The sequence below is a fragment of the Streptomyces sp. NPDC001663 genome (genome assembly GCF_042893105.1).
In the GTDB taxonomy this organism is placed as follows: domain Bacteria; phylum Actinomycetota; class Actinomycetes; order Streptomycetales; family Streptomycetaceae; genus Streptomyces.
This window is the reverse complement of record NZ_JBIAUR010000007.1, coordinates 480,053-503,007: the sequence shown is the minus strand read 5'-3', so window position 1 is coordinate 503,007 and position 22,955 is coordinate 480,053. Positions and strand designations below refer to the sequence as shown.

General features: G+C 70.5%; 18 protein-coding genes and 1 riboswitch. Of the genes, 3 read left to right on the top strand and 15 right to left on the bottom strand.

Annotation, left to right across the window (positions count from 1 at the left end):
• Positions 1-107: 107 nt before the first annotated feature.
• The 9 genes from ACFY1L_RS24850 to ACFY1L_RS24810 all read right to left on the bottom strand — a co-directional run bounded on the left by ACFY1L_RS24850 (position 108) and on the right by ACFY1L_RS24810 (position 10,918).
• Positions 108-791, bottom strand: coding sequence for a transglycosylase family protein (locus ACFY1L_RS24850; protein ID WP_388828208.1), 684 nt, complete (start codon positions 789-791; stop codon positions 108-110).
• A 4-nt stretch (positions 792-795) separates the two neighbouring features.
• Positions 796-982, bottom strand: a riboswitch (cyclic di-AMP (ydaO/yuaA leader).
• 194 nt (positions 983-1,176) lie between these two features.
• On the bottom strand, positions 1,177-2,130 hold the full coding sequence (locus ACFY1L_RS24845) for a transglycosylase family protein (RefSeq protein WP_388828205.1): 954 nt from the start codon (positions 2,128-2,130) through the stop codon (positions 1,177-1,179).
• 143 nt (positions 2,131-2,273) lie between these two features.
• The gene (locus ACFY1L_RS24840; RefSeq protein WP_388828202.1) at positions 2,274-3,569 is read right to left on the bottom strand and encodes a cytochrome P450; all 1,296 of its coding nucleotides are present in this window, start codon (positions 3,567-3,569) and stop codon (positions 2,274-2,276) included.
• Between the two features lie 22 nt (positions 3,570-3,591).
• Positions 3,592-4,560: a nucleoside triphosphate pyrophosphohydrolase gene (locus ACFY1L_RS24835; RefSeq protein ID WP_388828199.1), complete on the bottom strand. Its 969-nt coding sequence runs from the start codon at positions 4,558-4,560 to the stop codon at positions 3,592-3,594.
• Positions 4,561-4,657: 97 nt separating this feature from the next.
• Positions 4,658-5,299 (bottom strand): SurA N-terminal domain-containing protein, encoded by a 642-nt coding sequence (locus ACFY1L_RS24830; protein WP_388828196.1) that lies wholly within the window; start codon positions 5,297-5,299, stop codon positions 4,658-4,660.
• 156 nt (positions 5,300-5,455) lie between these two features.
• Positions 5,456-6,280: a glycoside hydrolase domain-containing protein gene (locus ACFY1L_RS24825; RefSeq protein ID WP_388828193.1), complete on the bottom strand. Its 825-nt coding sequence runs from the start codon at positions 6,278-6,280 to the stop codon at positions 5,456-5,458.
• 142 nt (positions 6,281-6,422) lie between these two features.
• Positions 6,423-7,916, bottom strand: coding sequence for a protein kinase (locus tag ACFY1L_RS24820; RefSeq protein ID WP_388828414.1), 1,494 nt, complete (start codon positions 7,914-7,916; stop codon positions 6,423-6,425).
• A 38-nt stretch (positions 7,917-7,954) separates the two neighbouring features.
• Entirely contained in the window at positions 7,955-8,587 is a 633-nt protein-coding gene (locus tag ACFY1L_RS24815; RefSeq protein WP_388828190.1) for a hypothetical protein, read from the bottom strand.
• Between the two features lie 168 nt (positions 8,588-8,755).
• The gene (locus tag ACFY1L_RS24810; RefSeq protein WP_388828187.1) at positions 8,756-10,918 is read right to left on the bottom strand and encodes an N-6 DNA methylase; all 2,163 of its coding nucleotides are present in this window, start codon (positions 10,916-10,918) and stop codon (positions 8,756-8,758) included.
• A 221-nt stretch (positions 10,919-11,139) separates the two neighbouring features.
• On the opposite strand from ACFY1L_RS24810, the gene ACFY1L_RS24805 reads away from it, so the two are divergent.
• Both ACFY1L_RS24805 and ACFY1L_RS24800 read left to right on the top strand, forming a co-directional pair.
• A complete protein-coding gene (locus ACFY1L_RS24805; protein WP_388828184.1) occupies positions 11,140-11,850 on the top strand; it encodes a hypothetical protein in 711 nt (236 codons plus the stop codon).
• 119 nt (positions 11,851-11,969) lie between these two features.
• Positions 11,970-12,764: a hypothetical protein gene (locus tag ACFY1L_RS24800; protein WP_388828182.1), complete on the top strand. Its 795-nt coding sequence runs from the start codon at positions 11,970-11,972 to the stop codon at positions 12,762-12,764.
• Between the two features lies 1 nt (position 12,765).
• Here ACFY1L_RS24800 and ACFY1L_RS24795 read toward each other — a convergent pair whose 3' ends face one another.
• Both ACFY1L_RS24795 and ACFY1L_RS24790 read right to left on the bottom strand, forming a co-directional pair.
• Complete coding sequence (locus ACFY1L_RS24795) at positions 12,766-13,509, bottom strand: GNAT family N-acetyltransferase (RefSeq protein ID WP_388828179.1); 744 nt, start codon at positions 13,507-13,509, stop codon at positions 12,766-12,768.
• Positions 13,510-13,552: 43 nt separating this feature from the next.
• Positions 13,553-14,278, bottom strand: coding sequence for an HNH endonuclease family protein (locus tag ACFY1L_RS24790; RefSeq protein WP_388828176.1), 726 nt, complete (start codon positions 14,276-14,278; stop codon positions 13,553-13,555).
• A 201-nt stretch (positions 14,279-14,479) separates the two neighbouring features.
• Here ACFY1L_RS24790 and ACFY1L_RS24785 point away from each other — a divergent pair, with 201 nt between their 5' ends.
• The gene (locus ACFY1L_RS24785; protein ID WP_388828173.1) at positions 14,480-14,665 is read left to right on the top strand and encodes an antitoxin; all 186 of its coding nucleotides are present in this window, start codon (positions 14,480-14,482) and stop codon (positions 14,663-14,665) included.
• A gap of 103 nt (positions 14,666-14,768) precedes the next feature.
• On the opposite strand, the gene ACFY1L_RS24780 is transcribed toward ACFY1L_RS24785, so the two are convergent.
• The 4 genes from ACFY1L_RS24780 to mfd all read right to left on the bottom strand — a co-directional run bounded on the left by ACFY1L_RS24780 (position 14,769) and on the right by mfd (position 22,779).
• On the bottom strand, positions 14,769-15,149 hold the full coding sequence (locus tag ACFY1L_RS24780) for a DUF5955 family protein (RefSeq protein ID WP_388828170.1): 381 nt from the start codon (positions 15,147-15,149) through the stop codon (positions 14,769-14,771).
• 2 nt (positions 15,150-15,151) lie between these two features.
• Positions 15,152-17,020 (bottom strand): hypothetical protein, encoded by a 1,869-nt coding sequence (locus tag ACFY1L_RS24775; RefSeq protein WP_388828167.1) that lies wholly within the window; start codon positions 17,018-17,020, stop codon positions 15,152-15,154.
• 153 nt (positions 17,021-17,173) lie between these two features.
• A complete protein-coding gene (locus ACFY1L_RS24770) occupies positions 17,174-19,165 on the bottom strand; it encodes an NACHT domain-containing protein (RefSeq protein ID WP_388828164.1) in 1,992 nt (663 codons plus the stop codon).
• A gap of 83 nt (positions 19,166-19,248) precedes the next feature.
• Positions 19,249-22,779 carry a transcription-repair coupling factor gene (gene mfd / locus ACFY1L_RS24765; protein WP_388828161.1) on the bottom strand — a complete coding sequence of 1,177 codons (3,531 nt, stop codon included), beginning with the start codon at positions 22,777-22,779 and terminating at the stop codon, positions 19,249-19,251.
• Positions 22,780-22,955 lie beyond the last annotated feature (176 nt).

Sequence of the window (22,955 nt, the reverse complement as noted above, 5' to 3'; positions counted from 1 at the left end):
ACACGCACCGGAGCGGGGAGCCCGTGGGGACGGGGGAGGCCCTCACGTGTCCTCCATATTGAAGGACACGGCTGTCAGGGCACTGTGGTTCAGCTACCGGCCCGCTGTCACTTGAGGTGCAGCTGCTGACCCGGGTAGATGAGGTTGGCGTCCTCGACGATGTCCTTGTTCAGCTTGAACAGCTTCTGCCAGCCGCCCTTGACGCCGTGCTTCTCGGCGATCGAGCTGAGGGTGTCACCCTTGACGACCTTGTACTCGCCGTCGCCCTTCTTGACCTTCTTGCCGGTCGGGGTGGTGACGGTCTTCGTCGACTTCTTGACGGTCGGACGCTCGGAGGAACGGGAGGCGCTCTGCTCGGAGGAGCGGGTGCTGGTGCTGCCCGAGTTCGAGGAGCTCGAGCTGCTGGAGCCGGAGTAGGTGGCGCCGGACAGGCCCTTGCCGCAGACCGGCCAGGCACCCTTGCCCTGGGAGGCGAGGACCTTCTCGGCTATCTCGATCTGCTGCGCCTTGCTGGCCTGGTTGGCGGTGGAGGCGTACTTCGTGCCGCCGTACGCGGCCCACGTCGAGGCGGAGAACTGCAGGCCGCCGTAGTAGCCGTTGCCGGTGTTGATGGACCAGTTGCCGCCCGACTCGCACTGGGCGACCGTGTCCCACTCGGAGGCGGTGGCGGCGGAGGCGTTGCCGGCCGCCATCAGCGGGGCGGCGATGGCGACACCGGTGACGCCGGCGAGCGCGGCGACGCGAGTGGCCTTGGACGGACGACGGTGCTTGCCCTTGCCGGAAAACAGCATGGAAGGATCCCCTCACCGACGCCTGCGAGGTGAGCTGTCGGGTTAGGGCCGGTTGAGTTGCCCTGCCACGCACCTCCCGGTGCGCGACTTCACCCCAAGCCGGTTCCGACTGCCTTCGGCCATACGGCCTCAACTGCCGGACCCGGCACTTACCTTGGGTCCCCCGCTCCTGCCTACGGCGCTTTACGCGACGACTGTTCCCGTACGGCCGCTGGCAGGACTCGGCGTTGCGGCAGCCGGGGCTCGTGGTGACGAGCGGTGACGACCGTAGACAGGGAATCCGGCGAATTTCAAAGACGATCAGGGCTTCTGAGACTCATCCCACACTTTCACCAAACCGGACATTCAGCCCGAAGTGTGACGCGAACTCCCTCTGCTTTTCGCCCTATTCGGCAGGGAGTCGCAGGGTCTGACCGGCGAAGATGTGGTTCGGGTCGGCACCGATGGCCTTCCTGTTCTCCGCGTAGAGCGCGCGCCATCCGCCGTCCAGGTCAAGGGAGTCGGCAATGGAGGCGAGAGTGTCGCCGGCATGGACGGCGTACGCGTCGTCCGTACGACTGTCGGTGGCGGACTCGTCGGCGCTGGCGCCGCGGTGGCGGCCGGTGCCGGTCGCGCCGGTGTCGACGAGGGCCCAAGAGCCCGCGGCCTGCTCGGCTTTGTCCGAGTCGCCACCATTCGTCCCACCCGTGGACGAGCTGTCGGTTGACTGTGAATCGGACGGAGAGGCGGAAGGCGAGGCGGACTTGTCGGATTTGCTGGAGTTGTCCGCACGGTCGGAGGAGGAGCCGGGAGAGGTCGACGGTGATGCGGACTCGTCCGCCGAAGACTTGCCGGACGAGTTGCCGGACGACTCGCTCGACGAGTTGGACAGGCCAGTGGAGTCCGAACCGTCCGAAGAATCAGACGAACTGGACGAATCGGAACCATCGCCCAGAATGCCGGTGTCGACATCGGCCGAGCCCGAGTCCTTGCTCAGCCCGGAGGTCAGACCGCAGGTGTGGAACGCGCCGACGCCCTGGTCGTCGAGGAGTTTCTCGGCGACGGCTATCTGCTGGTTGCGGCTGGCGAGGTCGGCGCTCGGGGCGTAGTCGAGGCCGCCGTACTTCTCCCAGTTCTGCTGCGAGAGCTGGAGGCCGCCGTAGAAGCCGTTGCCGCTGTTCTCGCTCCAGGAGCCGCCGGTCTCACAGTTCGCCACCTTGTCCCAGGTGGTGCCGTCGGCGGCGTTCGCACTCGCCGCTCCGAGGAGCGGGATGGCGATGGCGGAGCCGGTCACCCCGGCCGCGACGAGGAGTGCCGGAGCCTGGCGGGGGCGACGGTGACGACCGTTCCCGGAGAGCATGCGGAGGCCTTTCACGAGACAGCAGTGACCGCGGCGCATGGAACTCGGGCGCCGTCGTTGATCCGTGAACGTATCGGCACTCGATCACTTGTCACAAGTTAATGCCGCGTAGATCACGTGAAGATCACAGAGTAGAGGGCGTGTCACCTTTGACCGGGGGGACGCAGTGGCTCAATCGGGGTGAACTCGACCGGAAGCGTACGCAGTCCGCGCATGATGAGCCCGCCCCGCCACCTCAACTCGGCCGGGTCCTGGGCAAGTTGGAGGTTTGGGAGCCGGGTGAGGAGTGTGGCGAGCGCGGTCTGGCCTTCGAGGCGGGCGAGCGGTGCGCCGAGGCAGTAGTGGATCCCGTGGCCGTACCCGAGGTGCTGGTTGTCCCGGCGGGCGAGGTCGAGGGTGTCCGGGTCGGTGAACCGCTCCGGGTCCCGGTCGGCGGCGGCGAGCACGACCAGGACGGGGTCGCCGGGTGCGATGTGCTGTCCGCCGATGGTGAGGGGCTCGGTGGCGAAGCGCCAGGTGGCGAGTTCCACGGGGCCGTCGTAGCGGAGGAGTTCCTCGACGCCGGTTTCGAGGAGACCGGTTTCGCCGGCGGCGAGGGAGGTCTGGAGGCGGTGGCGCTGCTCGGGGTGGGTGAGGAGGGCGTACGTCCCGTTGCCGATGAGGTTCACGGTGGTCTCAAAACCCGCAAACAGCAGGATGAAAGCCATCGCGGCGGCCTCGTTCTCGGTGAGGTGCTCGCCGTGGTCGGAGGCTCGGATGAGGCCGGAGATGAGGTCCTCGCCGGGGGTGGGGGCGTCGGGGAGGGCCTGGCGCTTGCGGTGGATCAGCTCGGCGAGATAGCCGCGCATCTTCTTCACCGACCGCGCGACACCGCCGCGCGGTCCGCCGCCGTGCCGGATCATCATGCCCGCCCAGTCCCGGAAGTCGTCCTGGTCCTCGCGGGGGACACCGAGCAGGTCGCAGATCGCGTAGATGGGGAGCGGGAAGGCGAATTCGTGGATGAGGTCGGCTTCCCCCTTGCCCGCGAACTGGTCGATGAGGTGGTCGGTGAGCTCCTGGACGCGAGGGGCGAACTCGGCGACGCGGCGGGGCGTGAAGGCCTTGCTCACCAGTCGACGGAGGCGGGTGTGGTCCGGCGGGTCGATGTTGAGCAGATGCGTCATCAACTCGGCCTTGCGCTCCCCCGGGATCCCGGTCTTGCCCTTGGCGTGCGCGGGCTCGTCGTGGTGCGCGGGGTTCTTGGAGAGGCGGGGGTCGGCGAGGGTCTGTTTGGCGTCCTTGTAGCGGGTGACCAGCCAGGCCTCCACGCCGCTGGGGAGGCGGGTGCGGTGGACGGGGGTGTGTTCGCGGAGCCAGGCGTAGGCGGGGTAGGGGTTGGTGGCGAACTCCCAGGTGAAGAGTTCGGGAGCATGGGGGTCGGGGGCGGGCTGGTTGGTCACGCCTTGACGTTAGCTGGCGATCTCAGCCTTCCGTCTTCCTGATCGCATCCCGGTAAGCCCGCCCCGCCGCCCGAAGCGCCGCTTCCGGGTCCACGCCCTCCGCCTCGGCGCGGACCGCCAGCGCCAGCAGCTCGTACCCGATGCCCTCCCCGCTCGGCAGCGGCACCTCCAGTCCCGCCGTCCGCACCCGCGACGCCAGCTTCGACGCCAGTGCCAGGCCCGGCTGGCCGAGGGGGATGCCGTCCGTCACCGAGTCGCGCTGCTTCTCTATCGCCTTGGTGCGCAGCCAGTGCTCCTTGACCTCCTCCGGCGTCGATGCCGTTTCGTCGCCGAAGACGTGGGGGTGGCGGTGGATGAGCTTGGCGACGATGCCTCCCGCCACGTCGTCGATGGAGAAGGGCGTTTCCGGGTCCTCCTCCGCGATGCGGGCGTGGAAGACGACCTGGAGCAGCACGTCGCCCAGTTCCTCGCGGAGTTCGTCGCGGTCGCCTTCCTCGATCGCCTCGACGAGTTCGTACGCCTCCTCGATGCCGTACTTCGCCAGGCCCTTGTGGGTCTGCTGGGAGGACCACGGGCACTCGGCGCGGATGCGGTCCATGACCTGGACGAGGTCGAGGAGGCGGGCGCCGGGGAGGTCGTAGGAGGCGGGGAGGAGTTCCAGGTCCGGCATGCTCATGCGTCCCGAGCCGGCCAGGCGGGCCAGGCCGTCGGTCAGGGTCGGTTCGCCCTCGCCCGTGGCGACCACGACCACCGTGCGGCCGCCGGCGCAGACGGCCACGAGTTCCTCCGCCGTCGGGCTCGCCTCGTCGACTCGTATGCCCGCTTCCCGCAGATACGGCAGCTGCGGGTGCGCTCCGTCCACGCACAGGACGCGGTCGGCGGCGTGCAGCGCCTGCCACGCGGGCCAGGACAGCAGGCCGGGCGCGACGCGGTGGCTGGTGGTGAGCAGGACGATGCGGCCGGGGGCGGCTTCGGGGCTGGTTGCGTTCACGATTCGAAGCTAACGCACGTCACCGACAGCCCCACGAGTTATCCACAGGCCGGGCGGCCCACCTCGTGGCGGGCAGCCGCCCTACCGTTCCTCCCGCTCACGCCTTCTGCTGCGTCGCCGTGACCTCGCGCACCCACGGCGTCTTCGCGTCGACCCGGCTGCTGTTCTGGACGTCCCAGGTGCCGTAGCGCGGGTTGAGGTCGACGTTCAGTTCCTTGGAGGCCTTGGAGAGGGCGTTCCAGAAGGCGGGCTTGCTGGTGTCGGTGCCGAGGCTCTGGGCGAGTTTCTGGGCCTCGAGCTGGAGGCGGAGGTTGTCGTCGAGGCGCTGCGGGGCGACGCCGTACTGCTGCAGCCAGGCCGTCTCGAGGGCCTTGGAGCCGCCGACCTGCTGTTCCAGGCCGGTGCGCATCTGCTGGATCTCCTTGGTGGTGACGCCGACGCCCGCGTCGTGGGCGGCGCGGTGCAGCACCCGGTCCAGGACCATGCCGTGCAGGGTGTCACGGGTGAGGCTGCCGGTCTGGGCGACGGCCTGCTTGTACTGCGCGTCGTCCGACACGGCCGCGCGCTGCGCCGTGCGCACCTCGTTCACCCGGGTCTCCAGCTGCGCCACGGTGATCCGCTGGCCGCCGACGACGGCTGCCGCGCCGGGATGCGCGTCGCTTCCGCAGGCGGTGAGGAGGGGAGCCGCGGCGACGATCGCGGCGGTGAGCAGGAGCGCGGTGCGACGGCGGCGGTGCAAGGAAGCCTCCCGAGGAGATTGTGCGACGGTGCACAAAGTCTTGCGGTGATCGATGGTAGGCAGTGACCAAGCTCTGGCCAACCCATTCGACCAACGATTCACCGCGACTTCAGGCACCGCCGCGCTCTCGCCGCATGCACGCGCGCGTACCGGACGTCAGCCGGTGATGGCCACCGGCGCGTCCCAGGCGTCGCGGTCCACGGTGATCGTGTAGCCGTTCCGCGTCTCCTTGCTGTTGACCATGTACTGGTGGGCGCGGCTGTGGTTGGTGAACTGGGTGGAGCCCCACGGCCAGTCCGTCGTCGTGGTGTTCTGCTTGTCCCACAGGGCGTACCAGAGGTTGCCCGGCAGGTCGGTCTTGTCGGTCGCGGTGGCGATCGCCTTGGCACTGGAGTTGGTGAAGCCGTAGTAGCCGGTGCGGTACGTCTTGGCGTGCAGTTCCTTGTCGAAGGCGCGCACGTACGTCAGCACAGCGTTGTTGCAGGACGTGTTCGTGGTGTCGTACGACTCCATGTCCAGGTAGATCGGGCTGCCGGCCTTGATGCCGAGCGCCGAGGCCTTGGCCACCGCGTCGTCCGCCTCGCTCCTGCCGACGGACGCGGCGGTGGAGGCGCTGATCTTCTCGGAGCCGCCGGATCCACAGGGCGGCTGCGCGCCGACGTAGAGCGGGATGAGCTTCCAGCCGACCGTGCTGACCGACTTCACCCAGGAGGCGGTGAGGTTGGGCTGGGAGCAGCCGCGGTTCTTGCCGCCGATGTAGACGGCGGCGGCGCCGTAGAAGCCGGTGTGCCAGGCCTTCATCGCGGAGAGGGAGGGCGCGGCGCATGTGTCGAAGGCGCGTCCGGTGTACGTCTTCTGGGCGGGCCAGGTGGTGGCGGCCATGGAGGTCTGCGCGGCGATCCCGGCCCCGGCGACGACGGCGGCTCCGGCGACACCCCACGTGATGTATCTGCGCCTCTTCGACTGACGATGGCTGGACATGCGTGACCCCACCCCTGGTTGTGCCTGTGTGCGTACGCGCGCGTGGCGCGCAAAACGGATCGCAAACTATCCGGCGCTCTCCCTGTGTTCGGGAAACGCCGCCCCCGGGACATCACAAGAGACCCTCAGGGAACGGCAAAATCTAGCCGCGCACCTGCCCCAGCCACTGCAGCGTCCGGCGGATCTCGGCCGCGAGCGGGTGGCCCGGGCCGCGCAGCCGCTCCACGTCCATCAGCAGGCGCCCCAGGGTTTCGTGGGCGGCCCCGCGGTCGCCCAGGGCGAGCAGGAGGTGGCCGATGCGGCGGCGGACGTCGTGGGAGAGCTCGGGGTCGCCGGCCACGTACTGGTTCTCGTAGTACGGCAGCAGCGCGCGGTACTCGGCGAGCGCCGCCGCCGGTTCGCCGAGCGACTCCAGGCACTGGGCGGCCTCGTAGCGGAAGCGGAGCGACTGGGGGTCGGCCTGGCCGGCCTCGGCGGCGCGTTCGTCGGCGAGGCGGCGCAGTTCGGGCAGCGCGCGCCGGTACTGGCCGTCGTCCATGAGCGTGGCCGCGTACTGCTTGCGCAGGGTGCGTACGACCGGGGAGTGCTCGCCGTGCTGTTCGGCGGCGGCCGGCAGGATCGCGCCGAGGATGTCGACGGCCTGGGTGATGCGGCCCTCGCCGAGGAGGCGCTTGACCTCGTCGACGGCGCGGGCGACGTCCGGTTTCTCGGCCTTCTCGAGGGCGGGCGAGACCGGGGCGGGCTGGGGCGCGGGGGTACGCGCGCGGTCCGGCCACGGGGCGTGCGGGCGGAGGAAGGGGCGCGTGGGGTCGAGCGGCGCCCCGGTGGGCGTCCCGCGCGCGGGCAGGAGCAGTGCCAGGTGCTCGTAGACCTCCTGGGCGGAGGCGGGGCGGTGCTGCGGGTCCTTGGCGAGCAGGCGCAGGACCAGGGCTTCGAGGGCCTCGGGGACTTCGGGGCGGATACGGCGCACGGGCACCGGCGGCTCGTACAGGTGCCGGTGCAGCACGCCGAGTGCCGTGGAGCCCGCGAACGGGACGTCGCCGCTGAGGAGTTCGTGCAGCAGCACGCCGAGGGCGTACAGGTCGGTGTACGGGCCGACCGCGCCGCCCATGGCCTGCTCGGGCGCCATGTACGCGGGCGAACCGATGGGCGAACCGGTGTGGGTCAGACGCGTGGTGTCGGTGTCCATCACCGACGCGACGCCGAGGTCGAGCACGGTGACCGTGCCGTCCTGCTTCACCATCACGTTGCGCGGCTTGAGGTCGCGGTGGACGATCGGCACGGCGTGCACGGCGCTCAGCACGGCGCACAGCTGCGCGGCGACCGCGACCGCCCACTGCCAGGGGTACGGGTCGTGTTCGGCGAGATGGTCGGAGAGGTCGGCGCCGTCGACGTACTGCATGACGAGGAACAGCTCCTCGCCCTCGCTGCCCGCGTCGTGCACGGTGACCAGCCCGGGGTGGTCGACCTGTGCGGTCACCCGGCACTCGCGCGCGAAGCGGCGGCGCAGTTCGTCGGCCTCCTGGCCCGCCACCTTGTCGGGGCGCAGCAGCTTCACGGCCACGCGCCGGTCGAGCCGTTGGTCGTACGCCGTCCAGACCTGGCCCATGCCGCCCTGCCCGATGAGCGTGGACAGCGCATAGCGGTCGGCAACGACACGTCCTGCCGTCACGGTCACCTTCCGCCCTCGTGGTTGCCGTCATGGCCGCCGGGGTGCTTGCGCAGGTAGTCGCTGAGTTCGTCGAGTTCGGCGCGCACCTGGTCGATGCGGGCGGGCGCGGGGCGCTGCGGCGGGGGCGGTACGGGGCCGTGCGAGAGGGGCGGCTGCGGTGTCGGGGCCTGGGGCTGGGGCTGGGGTATCGGCGTGTGCGGCATGGGGGGCTGCAGCCCGGTCTGCGTGTTCGCGTACGGCGACGGCGGCGGGTAGCCGTAGCCGGAGGGCATGGTCGGGGCCTGGGGCGGGGCGTAACCGGCGAACTGCTGCTGCCGGCCGTCCAGTCGGATGTCCATGACCACGAAGTAGGCGCTGGCCAGGGCGCCCAGGAGCAGGACCGCGGCGAGCGCGATGTCGCCCCTGACGTCGCTCTCGTTCACCGAGCCGACCACCGCGAAGCACACGATGGACAGCGGCAGACTCACCCAGGCCGCCGTCCAGTTGAACCACCGGCCGCGCAGGAAGGCGACCCGGAACAGCGGCACGCACGCGAGGACGCCGCACGAGAGGAAGCCGGCGGCGGCGAACAGCACGCGCAGAGTGATGACGGAACCCGCGGTGCGGGTGGGCGGCGGCGCGCCGGGGCCGTACATGACTGCTCCTGGACCGGGTGAAGCCGATGGGGACGGACGTACGAGTGACGGGCTGGAGGTGTTTCGGAGTTCGAGCGTATAGGCCGACTCGGACAACCGGTCCCGGGTTGCACCGAACCGTTGTCGTACTGATCACAACCCTGATCGCTTCCCACGATCCGGAGCGAATCAGTCCGGCGCGACCGTCCCGTCCGTCAGGCCGTCGTACATACCGCGCACGAGCTGTTCGCCGAGCCGGCCCGCGTGCCTGAGTGCCCGTTCGAAGTCGTCGAGGGCGCGGAAGCGGGCGCCGTAGCGGCGTTGTTCGTCCAGCGGGAGCCGGGGCAGTTGGAGGCGGCGGACGTCCAGGCGGGTGGCCGTGGAGGCGTAGCTGCTGGCCTGGCGGTTGTTGGCGGTGCCGCGCAGGAAGCCGGCGAGGAACCACGGGTCGAGCGCGAGGGGGTCGGGGCGCAGGAGCACGAGGTTGCGGCCCAGGGCGGCGCCCCCGGTCACGTCGTCGATCACGCGCGCCACCGAGCCGCCGCCGAGCACCGGTACGACGACGTCGCCCGGCTGGGTCAGCACGGCCTCCTCGTCGCTCTCGGGGAGCGCGCCGGAAGGTGCGGTTCCGGCGAGGACGTCGTGGTCGGTGAGGACGGGCACGCGCGCGTGGCCGCCGTTTCCGCCGGTGCGCAGCAATAGGGCGCCCCCGCGCGCGAGTTCGCCGACGGTGGTGAACGGCCAGCGGGGCGCGGGCCGCGTCGGGTCCGCGGCCGGCGGCGTGAGGTCGGCGCTCAGCCGCAGGGTCTCGCCGAGACGTTCGCGTACGGCGGTGAGCGCGTCGGCGCCGTCGGCCGCGGTCGGCGGCGGGAGGTGGCGGGCCGGGGCGAGGTCGACGTCGTCGTCGAGGAGGTCGATGACGGGGAGGGAGCGCGCCAGGCCCGGGCGTTCGTCGAGCGTTCCGGCGCGGTCGAAGTCCTGCCAGGCGTCGAGCACGGCCTCCCGCACGGCCCGCCAGTCGGGCCCGCCGCGCCCCTCGGTGGCGTACTGCCCGGTGTCGGCGAGCAGCACCTCGGGCTGCGCGGGCGCCCTGTCGGGCCGGTGCAGCACCCACAGGTGCAGCGGGATGTTGTACGGCGGTGCCGCCCCGACCGGCAGGGCGATGACGGCGCGGAGGGCTCCGCGGCGCAGCAGGTCGGCGCGGATGCGGCGGCCGGAGCGGCGGGAGGCGGCAGCGGGCGGCATGAGCAGGACGGCCGTACCGCCGTCCTTGAGACGGGCGAGGGCGTGCTGGACCCAGGCCAGCTCGGACTCGTTGCGGGCCGGGAAGCCGTACTCCCAGCGGGGGTCGTAGGCGAGTTCGTCGTGGCCCCAGTTGCGTTCGTTGAACGGCGGGTGGCACAGGACGGCGTCGGCGTGCAGCCCGGGGTAGGCGTCGGCGCGCAGGGTGTCGCCGGCGGCTCCGCGCACGGTGGCCCGGGTGTTCAGCGCGAGCCGGAGGGCGGTGAGCGCGGCGAGTTCGGGGGCGCTGTCCTGGGCGTACAGCTCCTGGTCGGGGCGCGCGGGGACGGCGCGCAGGAGGGCGCCGGTGCCGCAGGCCGGGTCGAGGAGGGTACGGGCGGGGCCGGCCAGGTCGGCCATGAGACCGGCGAGTTCGACGGGGGTGAGCGTGTACTGGCGGGGGTTGGCGTCGAGGTGGCGCCCCAGCAGGAACTCGAAGGTCTGCCGGGCGCCCATCTCGGCGGCGAGCTCGGCGGCACCGCGCAGGAGGGGGGCGGAGGGGAGGAGCTGGGGGCTGGTGGGGGCGCAGACGGCTGGGGGAGTGTTCACGGGGTGTGGGTCGTTCACAGCAGACGGCGAGTTCACACCCGAGGTCTCCCCTCCAGCCGCCGAGGTGTGAACACCCGACGCCGCACCCCCGGCCGCCCGCGTGTGAACACCCCGCCTCCGCGCCGGCGCCCCGAACCGCGGCACCAGCACTTCCTCCAGCGCCCCCGACAGCTTCGCCGCCAGCACCGTGTCCGACCCCGCGCTCACGTCCAGCCAGACGGTCGGCCGGTCATGGATGAGCAGGAGCACGCACCCGGCGTGCGTGAGCGCCGTGACCGGTCCCTCCGGGTGCCCCGCGAGTTGCTGCCAGACCCGCTCCCGCAGCGGGACCTCGGCGAGTTTTCCCTGCTTGCGGAGCCATGCCTCGACCTCGGCGAGTGCGAAGGACGGGCTTGTCTCGGTGCCGCCGACCGGCTTGGGGAAGTCGGCGTGGCGGCGGCGCCAGTTGCTGACGGCGGCGCGGCCGACGCCGGCCAGCCGGGCGATTCCGGCGGCGGTCACCTCTGTCGCGTTGTCCTGCACCCGCCCGGCTCCCCTCGTCGTCCCGCTGCCGTGCCGCGCCCCGCGTCACACGTGTGACACCGAGCATACCGACGTACGCAAGATCCACCCATTCACGCCCGTGTACACAGCCAACTCCGTGAACCGTGTTGACTCGGTTCACAAGCTCTGTTCTTATTGACCCCGCGAACGAGCGATCACCGAACGGCGGGGGTCGCCGCGCTCCAAGGGGGGACACAGCCATGGGCATGAAGGGCAAGGTCGCGCTGGGCGCCGTCGTGGGGGTCGTGGTCATCGGGGTCGTCTCGGCGAACGCCGGGGACAACGGGAACGGCGGCGGTACCGGCGGCAAGAGCTCCTCGGCGTCCGCGCGGTCGCAGCACGGCTCCGGCGGCAAGAAGGCCGACAGCGCGAAGAAGGCAGACGGGAAGCAGGCCGCCGAGAAGAAGGCCGCGTTCGCCGGGGACGGCGACTTCCAGGTCGGTTCTGACGTCAAGCCCGGCACCTACCGCACCACCGGCAACGGCGACGGCATGTGCTACTGGGAGCGCGCCAAGGACGCCAAGGGCGAGATGGACTCGATCCTGGCCAACGACAACGTCAGCGGCACCAGCTATGTGACCGTCAAGGCCACCGACAAGCTCTTCAAGTCCACCGGCTGCAAGGACTGGGAGGCCGTCGACCTCAAGGCGAGGGCCAAGGGGACGCCCGCTTCCGGGATGGCCGGCGACGGTGGCATGTTCAGGGTCGGCACCGACATCGCGCCCGGCACCTACAAGTCCACCGGCAACACCGACGACTCCTGCTACTGGGAGCGGGCCAAGGACGCCGACCACTCGCTCCACTCGATCATCGCGAACAACAACGTGACCGGTACGGCCGTCGTCACCGTCAGCGCCTCGGACGGCTACTTCAAGACGACCGGCTGCAAGGACTGGAAGAAGGCGGGCTGACGGCCCGTACGACTCGATCCGCCGCTCGTCACCTCGCTCGTCACCCAACGGGGCGCGCCGCACCGGGGCCGCCCCGCTTCACCTCACCGCATCTCCACCAAGGAAGCCAAGGAATCCTCATGCGTCGCACCGCACTTGCCGCCATCTGCCTCGTCGCCGCGGCCACCTCGGGACTCACCGCCTGCCAGTCCGGCACGGACAAGGCCGACGGCAAGACCGGCGACACCAAGGCCACCGCATCCAGTAAGCCCAAGGAGCCCTTCGCCGACCTGACCGCCGACGAGATCGCCGACCGGGCGATGACGGCCACCACCGGCGCCTCCTCGCTCCGTATGAAGGGCGACATCAAGGACGACGAGAGCGACGGCACGATCCACATCGACATGGCGCTGGACAAGAAGAACGAGTGCGCCGGGACGATGGGCATGGGCGGCCAGGGCAAGGCCGACCTGATCAAGACCGGTGACACGGTCTACATGAAGTACGACGAGGAGTTCCTGCGCGAGCAGAGCAAGGGCGAGGCCAAGGCGGACGTGGACGCGGCGGTCGACATGCTGGCCGGGAAGTGGGCCAAGATGTCCGCCAAGGGCTCGGACGCCAAGGACATCGCGAGCTTCTGCGACCTGGACACGGTGCTCGGCGGCGCCGAGGACGTGGACTCCGGCGGCGACCCCACCGTGAAGCGGGCCGGGACGGCCGAGGTCGGCGGCGCCAGAACCGTCGTACTGAAGGCGAAGGACGGCAAGGAGAGCTACACGCTGTACGTCGCCACCGAGGGCAAGCCGTATCTGCTGCGGCTGGACAGCACGACCGCCAAGGACCCGGGCTCGATCACCTTCAGCGATTACGAGAAGCCGGTCCCGGCACAGAAGCCCGCCGGCCGCATCGTCGACCTGGACGCGCTGGGCGGCTGACTCAAAGAGCGTGCCGCATCCACACGTTGGGCTCGACGTACACGGCGTATCCGCGCTCCGGTTCGCAGCGGACCGGCACCAGAGCGCCGGGGACCTCGATGTCGCCCCGGGTGTCGAAGGGCAGCCCGGTCCAGCCGCGCCACTCCTCCAGGGAGGCGGCGACGGTCATGGAGGCCGGGGCCACGCGCTCGACGGTCGCCCCGGCGCGGGCGTGCACGCGCAGCCACGGGTCGTGCGGGAGCCCGTCCTCCCGGACCCGGTGGGCGTACTCCTCGATGGGGGTGTGCGGTTCGAGGTGCTTGGCGCTCGGGCGGACCGGGGCGACGACCTCGGTGAAGCCGTGGGCGCGGGCGTTGTCCCGCATCGCCTCGAGCATGCGGCCGGAGAGGCCGAGGCCCTGGGCGTCCGGGTGGACCACGATCGAGATCGCGCTGACGGTGTCGGGGCGCACCCCGCGGCGCAGGTCGGCGAAGGCCCACACGAGGACCTGGTCCCAGCCGCGGTCGGGCAGCTCACCCCGCCCCTCGGTGTCGAGCCGGAAGGGCACGCTGTAGGCGTGGGCGAGGACCTCGCCGCGCTCGGTCTCGGCGAAGAGGACGTACTCGGGGAGTTCGGTGGGGATGCGCCCGTAGTGGGAGTTGCCCACGGGGTCCTCGGTCGTGAACACCGCCCAGGTGTCGGGCATGTCGAGGACCGGTCCCAGCATCTCCGGACGTTCGGCGAGGCTCGATACCTTCAGCTCCATGCGGTCACCGTAAGTGGGCGCCGCGCGGCCGCAAACCGCTTTTTCAGTCCGCGTGGAACCGCGCCGGCGCCTCCGTCGGATTGCCGCCGGAGGGAAGCTTCTGCCCCGGGCAGCTCTTCAGGACCTTCTCCATCGCGGCCTTCTCGGCGGCGGTCACCCACAGCCCGTACTTCTTCTTCACGGCGACCTGGGCGGCGACATACGTGCACCGGTAGGCCTTGGGCGGCACCCAGGTCGCGGTGTCGCCGTCGCCCTTGGAACGGTTGGCGCTCGCGCCGACGGCGAGGAGGTTGAGGGGGTCGTTGGCGAGGGCTATTCGCTTGCTGGCGTTCCAGTACTTGGCGCCCTTCTGCCAGGCGTCGGAGAGGGCGACGAGGTGGTCTATGTCGACCAGGCTGCGGCCGCGCCGGTAGGTGACCTCCTGGCCGGAGTAGGGGTCCGACTCCAGTACGCCGTACGACACCTTGCAGGTCCCGCTGGTGAACTTCACGTCGTCCAGGTCCCGTTTGAGGATGTCGTCGCGGGTGTCGCAGCTGTTGGAGTCGGTGTCCGCCCAGGCGGTGCCGAACCGCTCACGGGAGTAACCCGTCTTCGGCGCCCGCCCCTTGACGGTCAGCGACTCGGCGGCGGTGAGCGCGGCGCCGCCGCCTCCGCCTCCGCCGCCGGTCTCCTCGGGCCCGCCGGACCCGGTCTTCGTCTCGGCCTTGCATCCGGCCACGGCGAACACCAGCACCACGGCGACCGCCGCCCCACCCCTCAGACGCCTCACGGTGCCCTCCCCTTGCCTGCGCGATCCGCCCCCGCACGGGCGGCTTCTCTCGTACGACTTTCCCGTACGAGTTTCCGCACACCGTAGCGAGAGGGCGCACAGAGGCACGCATGAGGTCCAGACCAATACCCGCCCCAAGTGGGCATTCAGCAAATTTGGGTCGTATCGTCGTTGCTGAGTCACCTCGGGAAGGAGCTCTGGATGGGCATCTTCGACAGGTTCAAGAGCAACCGCCAGGCGCAGGACAAGGCCAAGCAGATGTCCGACGCCGCGGAGCGGAAGGCCAACGAGAGAACGGGCAACAAGTACGAGAGCCAGGTCGACGAGGCCCAGCAGCGGATCGAGGGTCAGCTCGGCATGGACCGCGACAGGCCCGAACAGCCATAGGACTTCAGCCACCTAAGACTCAGCCAGGAGAAAGCCGTCCGCGGAGACTAACCTCCCCCGCGGACGGCTTCACGCGTTCGGGCGCCACAACGAGGCGGCGGCGTCAGGTGAACATCGAGTTCACCACGGCCCGGACCTTGTCGACGACCGTGAGCACGCCGGTGGCCGCTCCGATGGAAGTCGTCAGGCCCGTCAGCATCAGGTTCAGACGTGTCTGCCGTGGCCGATCGCTGTTCAGCTCTTCCTCGATCGCGTCGACCGCCTCTTCGGCCTGCTCGATGTCGGCGACCTGCCCCGCATGGGCGGCCAGCGCCGCGCGGAGTTCCGCGAGCTCGTCCGGAGCGACCCCGGAGTCCATGTTCTGCGTCAGATCACGGCCCGCGGCACCGTTCATCACCTTGTTGTTCCTGCCTCGCACCTTCGCTTCGCTGCTGACGCTCGACGCCTGTTGCCGGTCGTCCCGTTGTCGTCGTCGCTGTGCCATGGTCACCCCTTGGGCTTCGGTTCCGGCGATGCCTTCTGAGGGCCGGTCTGTTTGCTGTCCCTGCCCGCTGCGGACGACATCACCGTGTTGTTGTCGCCGGTGACGAACGTCGTGTTGAAGACGTTCGACACCTGCTTGTCGAAGTCATCGAGGTCCGCCCCGTGCTCGTAGAGGAAGAACCGCACCCTTGCGGCCATCCAGACAACGAGGGTGTGGGCGTGGCGCAGCGCGTCCTCCCACTGGTGCATGTCCTCGACGCTCGCCCGCGCGCAGAACTCGCGCAGGCTGACCGGCTTCTTCTCTTCATCGTCGTCGTCGGCGCCGTCGAAGGCCTCGGCGGTGCCGCTGGACACGTGGACGTTCTGGTTCACCACCCAGTGGACCGCGCCGTCCAGCCGCAGGCTGCGCCGTACCGTCCGGTACGCCCGGATCACCAGGTCGACCGTGTCCCCGACGGCGTGCAGCGGGACCAGCAGCAGATCGCCGGCCAGAGCCCAGCCCCCGCGCGCCCCGACCGCTGTGTCCTTGCGGAGCGGGGCGATGACGTGCGGTCGGGCAACGAAGTGCAGCATGCGGCCTTCGAGCGCGGCGTGGGCGAAGACCGTGACCACGATCTGCCCGTCCCAGCTGACCACCTGCGCGGTGAGATAGCGTCGGGCGGCCGCACTGGACGGTGCGCCCCGGGCACCGCGGACCATCTCGTCGGCCTCCGGCCAGGCCTTGGGAGGCCCGGCGGGCAGCTTCTTCCAGTCCGTCTCGGCCACGCCGAGCATCTCGGAGACGTCGCAGTTGGGAAGGGAATGCGTCTCGACGAGCACGTCCCGCAGGCGCTCCAGTTCATCCCGTACGTCGTCCATCAGCTCGTCGGCCTCGAACTCCCGGAGCCCTTCGAGTTCGTGGTGCTCCTGCTCCTTGCCGTCGTCCTCGTCGTCTCCGCCGGCCGCCTTGAGCCGGATACGCAGGGCCGTCTTGTCCCAGGGTTTGCCCGCGCCGACGAACCGGTCCTGGCTCCCGTACTTCTGGTAGGCGATGGACTGCCAGGTCTCGGTGACCTTGATGGTGGCGATCTTCTTCGCCGAGACCGGAGCGGCGTGCGGCCGGTCACCGATCTTCGATCGCCCCGGCCGGACCGCTAGTACGTAGGCCCAGGCCACCCACCGGTCCAGGACGTACACGGCGGTCACGGCCAGAGCCAGCAGTACGGCTTCCCGCTCGCCCTGCCGCAGGGCCCGGCGGAGCACCAGGGCGTAGGTACCGGCGAGTCGGTAGACGGTGAAGACCGCGAGGCCGAGCAGGACGAACGAGATGACCGACGTCGTCCCCCACCGCAGGACGCGCCCGACCCGGCCGCCCCGGAGCCACATGTGCAGGACCGCTACCGTGACGAGGACCGCCGCGCCCCACGGATACCGCAGCCCCGTCAGGCCGACCACGACGACGAGCAGCGCGGTCCGCAGGCGCCACTGCCGACGTGCGGCCACGCAGTGGCTGAGCACTGGCGCGAGCTGGAAGCCGAACGACGGCACCGGCCGCTTGTCCGCGTTCAGCACCTCACGCAGAGCCGCCCGGGCGAGGTACTCGCCCGCGTGCCGGCCGAGCTGCGGTACGGCCCGCTTCCGCTTCCCGCGGGCCTGGTCCTCCAGGCGGCCCCATAACGCCTTCAGTTGCTTCAGGCGGTGCGGGCGGTCATGGACCGATGCGCACATCTGGCGGGTGACTGCGGTGTCCGGTATCTCGTCGCGATGGGCATACCCTCTTCGCCACACCGACTCGACGGGCGCCGGGACTTCCGGGACCGGGTCGGCGGAATCCGGGTCGGGACGCTTGCGCGGGCTTCCCGGTCTGATGTTCTTCCAAGACGGCAGAACCACGTGGCCTCCCCCGACCGCGCCCTCAACAGGCCTGCATTTTGCCTGCAGTTGAGGACCTCCGCCAGAGGTCCGGACCGGTGTCGGATGCACGTTTCACGGGCCCTTCCGGAGCGATCGTCGGGACAAGCCCCCTGCGTCGGAGAACTGAGTGGGTCAGGGAAGTGAGGTCGGTTCCGGATGCCGTACCAACCACTCCTGGAACTCACGGTGGCGGAACTGGTAGGCCACGCCGGATGTACGCAGGAGTCCCGCGGCCACAGACCAGTCCAGGAAGCGGGCCAGTCTCAGCGGCAGGCATCGGCTGTTCCACAGCACGAACGCCAGGTAGCCCAGATGGCCTGGGGTTTTTACCAAGAGGATGGCCATGAACCAGCAGAAGACGCTGACCGCGTAGGGAGAGGAACCCGTCGCCTCGATCGCCAGCGCGCCGAGCGCCGCCAGGTGCGCCCCGTAGACGGCCCCGCCCCACAGCACACTCGTGGGTCCACACGCCGACGTGTCGATCCACGTACCTGCCTCCAGCACACACCAGAGAACCAGCGCCAGCGCCGCCGGCACGAACACCTGCCAGTAGTTCCATAGCCCCGCCATGGGGCCCACCAGCACGTACAGGAGCACGGCCAGCACCATGAAGAGCGGAGGAAGGTCCGCGCGCCACGGCTTGCGCAGCAGCAGGCGGAAGCCGACGCGCCACAAGGGGGCGCCGATCACCGGGATTCCGAGGGCGAAGGGAGGCGCACCCCCGCCCCAAATCGACGCGAGGAGCACTATCACGGGGATCAGGACGGCGGCGACGACCCAGACCGTCAGCAGCCCTTCGGTGACGAGTGCCGCCCCGGCGCTGACGGCGATCAGCGCGGCCCAGATGCTCCCCCGCACGATCTCGAGTTGCCACCGAGGAATCCGCCGGCCCAGGTCGAGCAGGGCGAGATCGGTCTCGGCGGCGCTGCCCGTGCCCAGCGCCCGGGCAAGGAGGGCGAGTCGGCGATGCACCTCGTCACTGCCATAACGTCCCGGCGCCTTGCGGGAGTTGACGGTGGCCGCCGCGATGTAGCGGCCCAACAGCCGGTCCGCGACCTCGTCCGTGCTCGTCGCGGCGATCAACTGGGCCGGATTGCCGTCCTGTTCATACACCGTCGCGGCAAGCGTGAGCCGCCAGGGCGTGGACAGGGCCCGCGCCAGTACTCCCGTCGGCTCCGCCGACAGCTTGTCCAGTACGCCCTGCCAGCGTGCGGGCCTGCGGGCGGCGCCCCTCTGGGACAGAAACCGATGGGCCTGGGCCGACGTGACCGGATCGATCTCGATGCGAGCCGAGTCGAGGATGTGCCGCCCCTCCGTCTCGAACGCGTCGTACTCCTCGGTGCGGCAGGTCAGGACCAGCGGCGCGGCGTGCGTACCGTCCTGGTACCGGTCCAGTGCCTCCAGCGTGGCCCTCGCACGCCGCCTGTCGGCGGGACTCGCTGCCGCGTCCATCTCGTCCAGGCCGTCGAGCACGGGCAGCACCATGCGGGCTTCGACCACCGCGCGGGCCGAAGAGCGGGAGAGTCCGTAGTCCCGCTCAAGATGCCGGACGACCCAGTCTGTCAACGGCTCGTCCTCGTCCCAGTCGGCCAGTGCGATCATGACCGGAACTGGTTCCTGTTCCGTACGCGCCAGGTTGAGCTCCATGACGAGCTTGCGGGCCAGCACCGTCTTGCCTGCCCCCGGCTCTCCGGTGATCACCAGTCGGCTCGGCCTGATCGCCCGGAAGTCCTCGACCACCCGCTCCAGTTGACCTGCCGGTGTCGACGGCAGTGCGGCGGCGCGCGCGTTCCCGTACGGCCTGAAGGTGAAGGTCACGTCGATGGCGGTCAGGTCGCCGCCGAGACTGTGTGCCCACTGCGGCTCGCCCACCGCACGCACTTCGCGGGCCAGCCGGGCGACCGCGGCCGCCTCGCCCTCGTGGCTGCCGGGCCGCGCCCACAGCAGCGCGATCACGGCGACCACCAGACCCGGCAGGGCGAGGACCATCGACACCAGACCGCTCCGGTCCGACACTCCCAGCGGGGCGTGTGCGGGCCCCAGGGTGAACACCAGGGCCCCGGCGACCAGCACACATGTCGCTCCCGCCCACGCGATCGTGCTCGCGCGCCCCCTGCCTGCCATGGTCGACATCCTGCCGGAGGACGGGGGCGCGTGACCCGTGGTTGCGCGATCGAAGCAGTGTCGGTGCGAACCGGGGGAAATGCCTACGACCCCAGAATCGACGCCAGGAACTCCCCCACCCAGCTCAGCAAGTCCCGCCCGACCAACGGCTTTCCGCCCACCTTCGCCGTCTTCGGGCGCGGCACCAGCACCTGGTGCACCGCCGGCTTGATGACGGTCCCCGGGTAGAGGCGCTTGACGCGCAGTTCCTGGGACTCCCTCAACTCCACCGGGGCGAAGCGGATGTTGTTGCCCTGGAGGACGATCTCGCCCACGCCGCACGCGCGGGCGAGCATGCGCAGGCCCGCCACCAGCAGGAGGTTCTCCACCGGTTCGGGCAACTTGCCGTAGCGGTCGACGAGTTCCTCGCGTACGGACTTGACCTCCTCCTCCGTGTTGGCGGAGGCGATGGCACGGTAGGCCTGGAGGCGCAGGCGCTCGCCCGGCGCGTACTCGTGCGGGACGTGGGCGTCGACCGGGAGCTCGATCTTGACCTCGAGCGGCGGCTCCTCCTCCACGCCGCCCTCCAGGGAGGCCCGGTAGTCCGCGACCGCCTCGCCGACCATGCGGACGTACAGGTCGAAGCCGACGCCCGCGATGTGGCCGGACTGTTCGCCGCCGAGGAGGTTGCCGGCGCCCCGGATCTCCAGGTCCTTCATCGCGACGTACATGCCCGCGCCCATCTCGGTGTGCTGGGCGATGGTCGCCAGGCGCTCGTGGGCGGTCTCCGTCAGCGGCTTCTCCGGCGGATAAAGGAAGTACGCGTAGCCGCGCTCGCGGCCTCGGCCGACCCGGCCGCGCAGCTGGTGCAGCTGGGAGAGGCCGAAGTTGTCGCCGCGCTCCACGATCAGTGTGTTGGCGTTGGAGATGTCGATGCCGGACTCGACGATCGTGGTCGAGACGAGGACGTCGTACTTCTTCTCCCAGAAGTCGACGACGACCTGTTCGAGGGTCGACTCCGACATCTGGCCGTGGGCCGTGGCGATCCGTGCCTCGGGGACGATTTCGCGCAGGCGCGAGGCCGCGCGGTCGATCGACTCGACGCGGTTGTGGATGTAGAAGACCTGGCCCTCGCGCAGGAGTTCACGGCGGATGGCCGCGCCGATCTGCTTCTCCTCGTACGGTCCGACGAAGGTGAGCACCGGGTGGCGCTCCTCCGGCGGGGTGGTGATCGTCGACATCTCGCGGATGCCCGTGACCGCCATCTCCAGGGTCCTGGGGATCGGGGTCGCGGACATCGTCAGGACGTCCACGTTGGCGCGCAGCTTCTTCAGCTGCTCCTTGTGCTCGACGCCGAAGCGCTGCTCCTCGTCGACGATGACCAGGCCCAGGTCCTTGAACTTGGTCTCCGAGGAGAACAGGCGGTGCGTGCCGATGACGACGTCCACCGAGCCCTCGCGCAGGCCCTCCAGGACCGCCTTCGCCTCGGTGTCGGTCTGGAAGCGGCTCAACGCCCGTGTGTTGACGGGGAATTGGGAGTAGCGCTCGCTGAACGTCCCGAAGTGCTGCTGGACCAGGAGGGTCGTCGGGACGAGGACCGCCACCTGCTTTCCGTCCTGCACCGCCTTGAACGCGGCGCGGACCGCGATCTCCGTCTTGCCGTAGCCCACGTCGCCGCAGATCAGGCGGTCCATCGGGACCGACTTCTCCATGTCCTCCTTGACCTCGGCGATGGTGGTGAGCTGGTCGGGGGTCTCCACGTACGGGAAGGCGTCCTCCAGCTCGCGCTGCCAGGGGGTGTCCGGGCCGAAGGTGTGCCCGGGGGCCGCCATGCGCGCGCTGTACAGCTTGATCAGGTCGGCGGCGATCTCCTTGACGGCCTTCTTGGCGCGCGCCTTGGTCTTCGTCCAGTCGGCGCCGCCCAGGCGGTGCAGTGTCGGGGCCTCGCCGCCGACGTACTTGGTGATCTGCTCCAGCTGGTCGGTGGGGATGTACAGGCGGTCGCCGGGCTGGCCGCGCTTGGCGGGGGCGTACTCGACGACCAGGTACTCGCGGGTCGCGCCCTGCACGGTCCGCTGCACCATCTCGATGTAGCGGCCGACGCCGTGCTGCTCGTGGACGATGTAGTCGCCCGCCTCCAGGGTGAGCGGGTCGATGGTCTTGCGGCGGCGGGCCGGCATCCGGGCGCCGTCCTTGCCGGCCGCCTTCTGCCCGGAGAGGTCGGTCTCGGTGAGGACCGCCAGCTTCAGCGTCGTGTCGACGAAGCCGTAGTCGATCGAGCCGCACGCCACGTGCACGACGGACGGGGAGATCTCCCCGAGGTCGGCCTCCAGGCGCGCCGCGACGCCCTCGCCGCCCAGCACCTCGACCGTACGGGCCGCGGGGCCGTGCCCCTCGGTGACGAACACCGTGCGCCAGCCGTCGGCGAGCCAGCCCTTGGTGTCGGCGAGGGCCTTGGCGGTGTCGCCGCGGTAGGTCTCGGGCGCGTGCATGCCGAGCTTGAGGGTGTCGGCGTCAAGCTCCTCGTCCGCCGCGAACGGCGACACCGACCACCACATCATGTCCAGCTCGCGGGCCCGGTCCCGGACGTCCGCGATGGACCACAGCGAGGCCGCACCGACGTCGATGGGCGCCTCGCCGCCGCCGGCGGTGGCCGCCCAGGACGCCTGCAGGAACTCCTGCGAGGTCGCCACGAGATCCGCGGCACGCGTGCGTACCCGCTCCGGATCGCATACGACGGCCATGGCGCCCTTGGGCAGGACGTCGATCAGCAGCTCCATGTCGTCGACGAGGACGGGAGCCAGGGACTCCATGCCTTCCACGGCGATCCCCTCGGCGATCTTGCCCAGCAGTTCGCCCAGCTCGGGATGCTGTTCGGCGAGGGCACGCGCGCGTGCGCGGACGTCCTCGGTCAGCAGCAGCTCGCGGCAGGGCGGCGCCCACAGCCCGTGCTCGGCGACCTCCAGGGACCGCTGGTCGGCGACCTTGAAGTAGCGGATCTCCTCGACGTCGTCACCCCAGAACTCGACGCGCAGGGGGTGCTCCTCGGTCGGCGGGAACACATCCAGAATCCCGCCTCGTACGGCGAACTCGCCGCGCTTCTCGACGAGCTCCACGCGCGCGTACGCGGCGGCGGCGAGGGCGTCGACGATCTCGTTGAGGTCAGCGGTCTGCCCGCTCCTGAGGGCGACCGGTTCGAGATCCCCCAGCCCCTTGACCTGCGGCTGCAGTACAGAGCGCACCGGCGCCACGACGACGGAGACCGGGCCGGTCTCGGGGTCGTCGGGGCGCGGGTGCGCGAGGCGCCGCAGGACGGCCAGCCGCCGGCCCACGGTGTCACTGCGCGGGCTCAGCCGCTCGTGCGGGAGGGTCTCCCAGGAGGGGTACTCCACGACGCCGTCCGACGGCAGCAGGGAGCGCAGGGCGGCCGCGAGATCCTCGGCCTCGCGGCCCGTGGCCGTCACCGCCAGTACGGTGCGGCCGGTCTCGCGGGCCAGGGTGGCCACGGCGAAGGGGCGGGCCGCGGGCGGGCCGACCAGGTCGACGTGCATGCGGTTGCCGCTCGCTGCCGCCTTGACGGCTTCCGCGAGGGCGGTGTCCTTGACGACGGCGTCGAGCAGACCGTGCAGGCTCATTCGGGGCGGCTTTCGTCCGGGGGCGGGCAACGCGAATCGCCCGACACGCGTGGCGGGCCGGGGGTCCCTCCAGCGTACGTCGGCGTCGGCACCCCCGCGTCGATCTCGCCGTACGGCAAAGGGCCCGGTGCCGGTGAGTCCCCCAAGACTCCCCGGCACCGGGCGCTCCCCCGCAA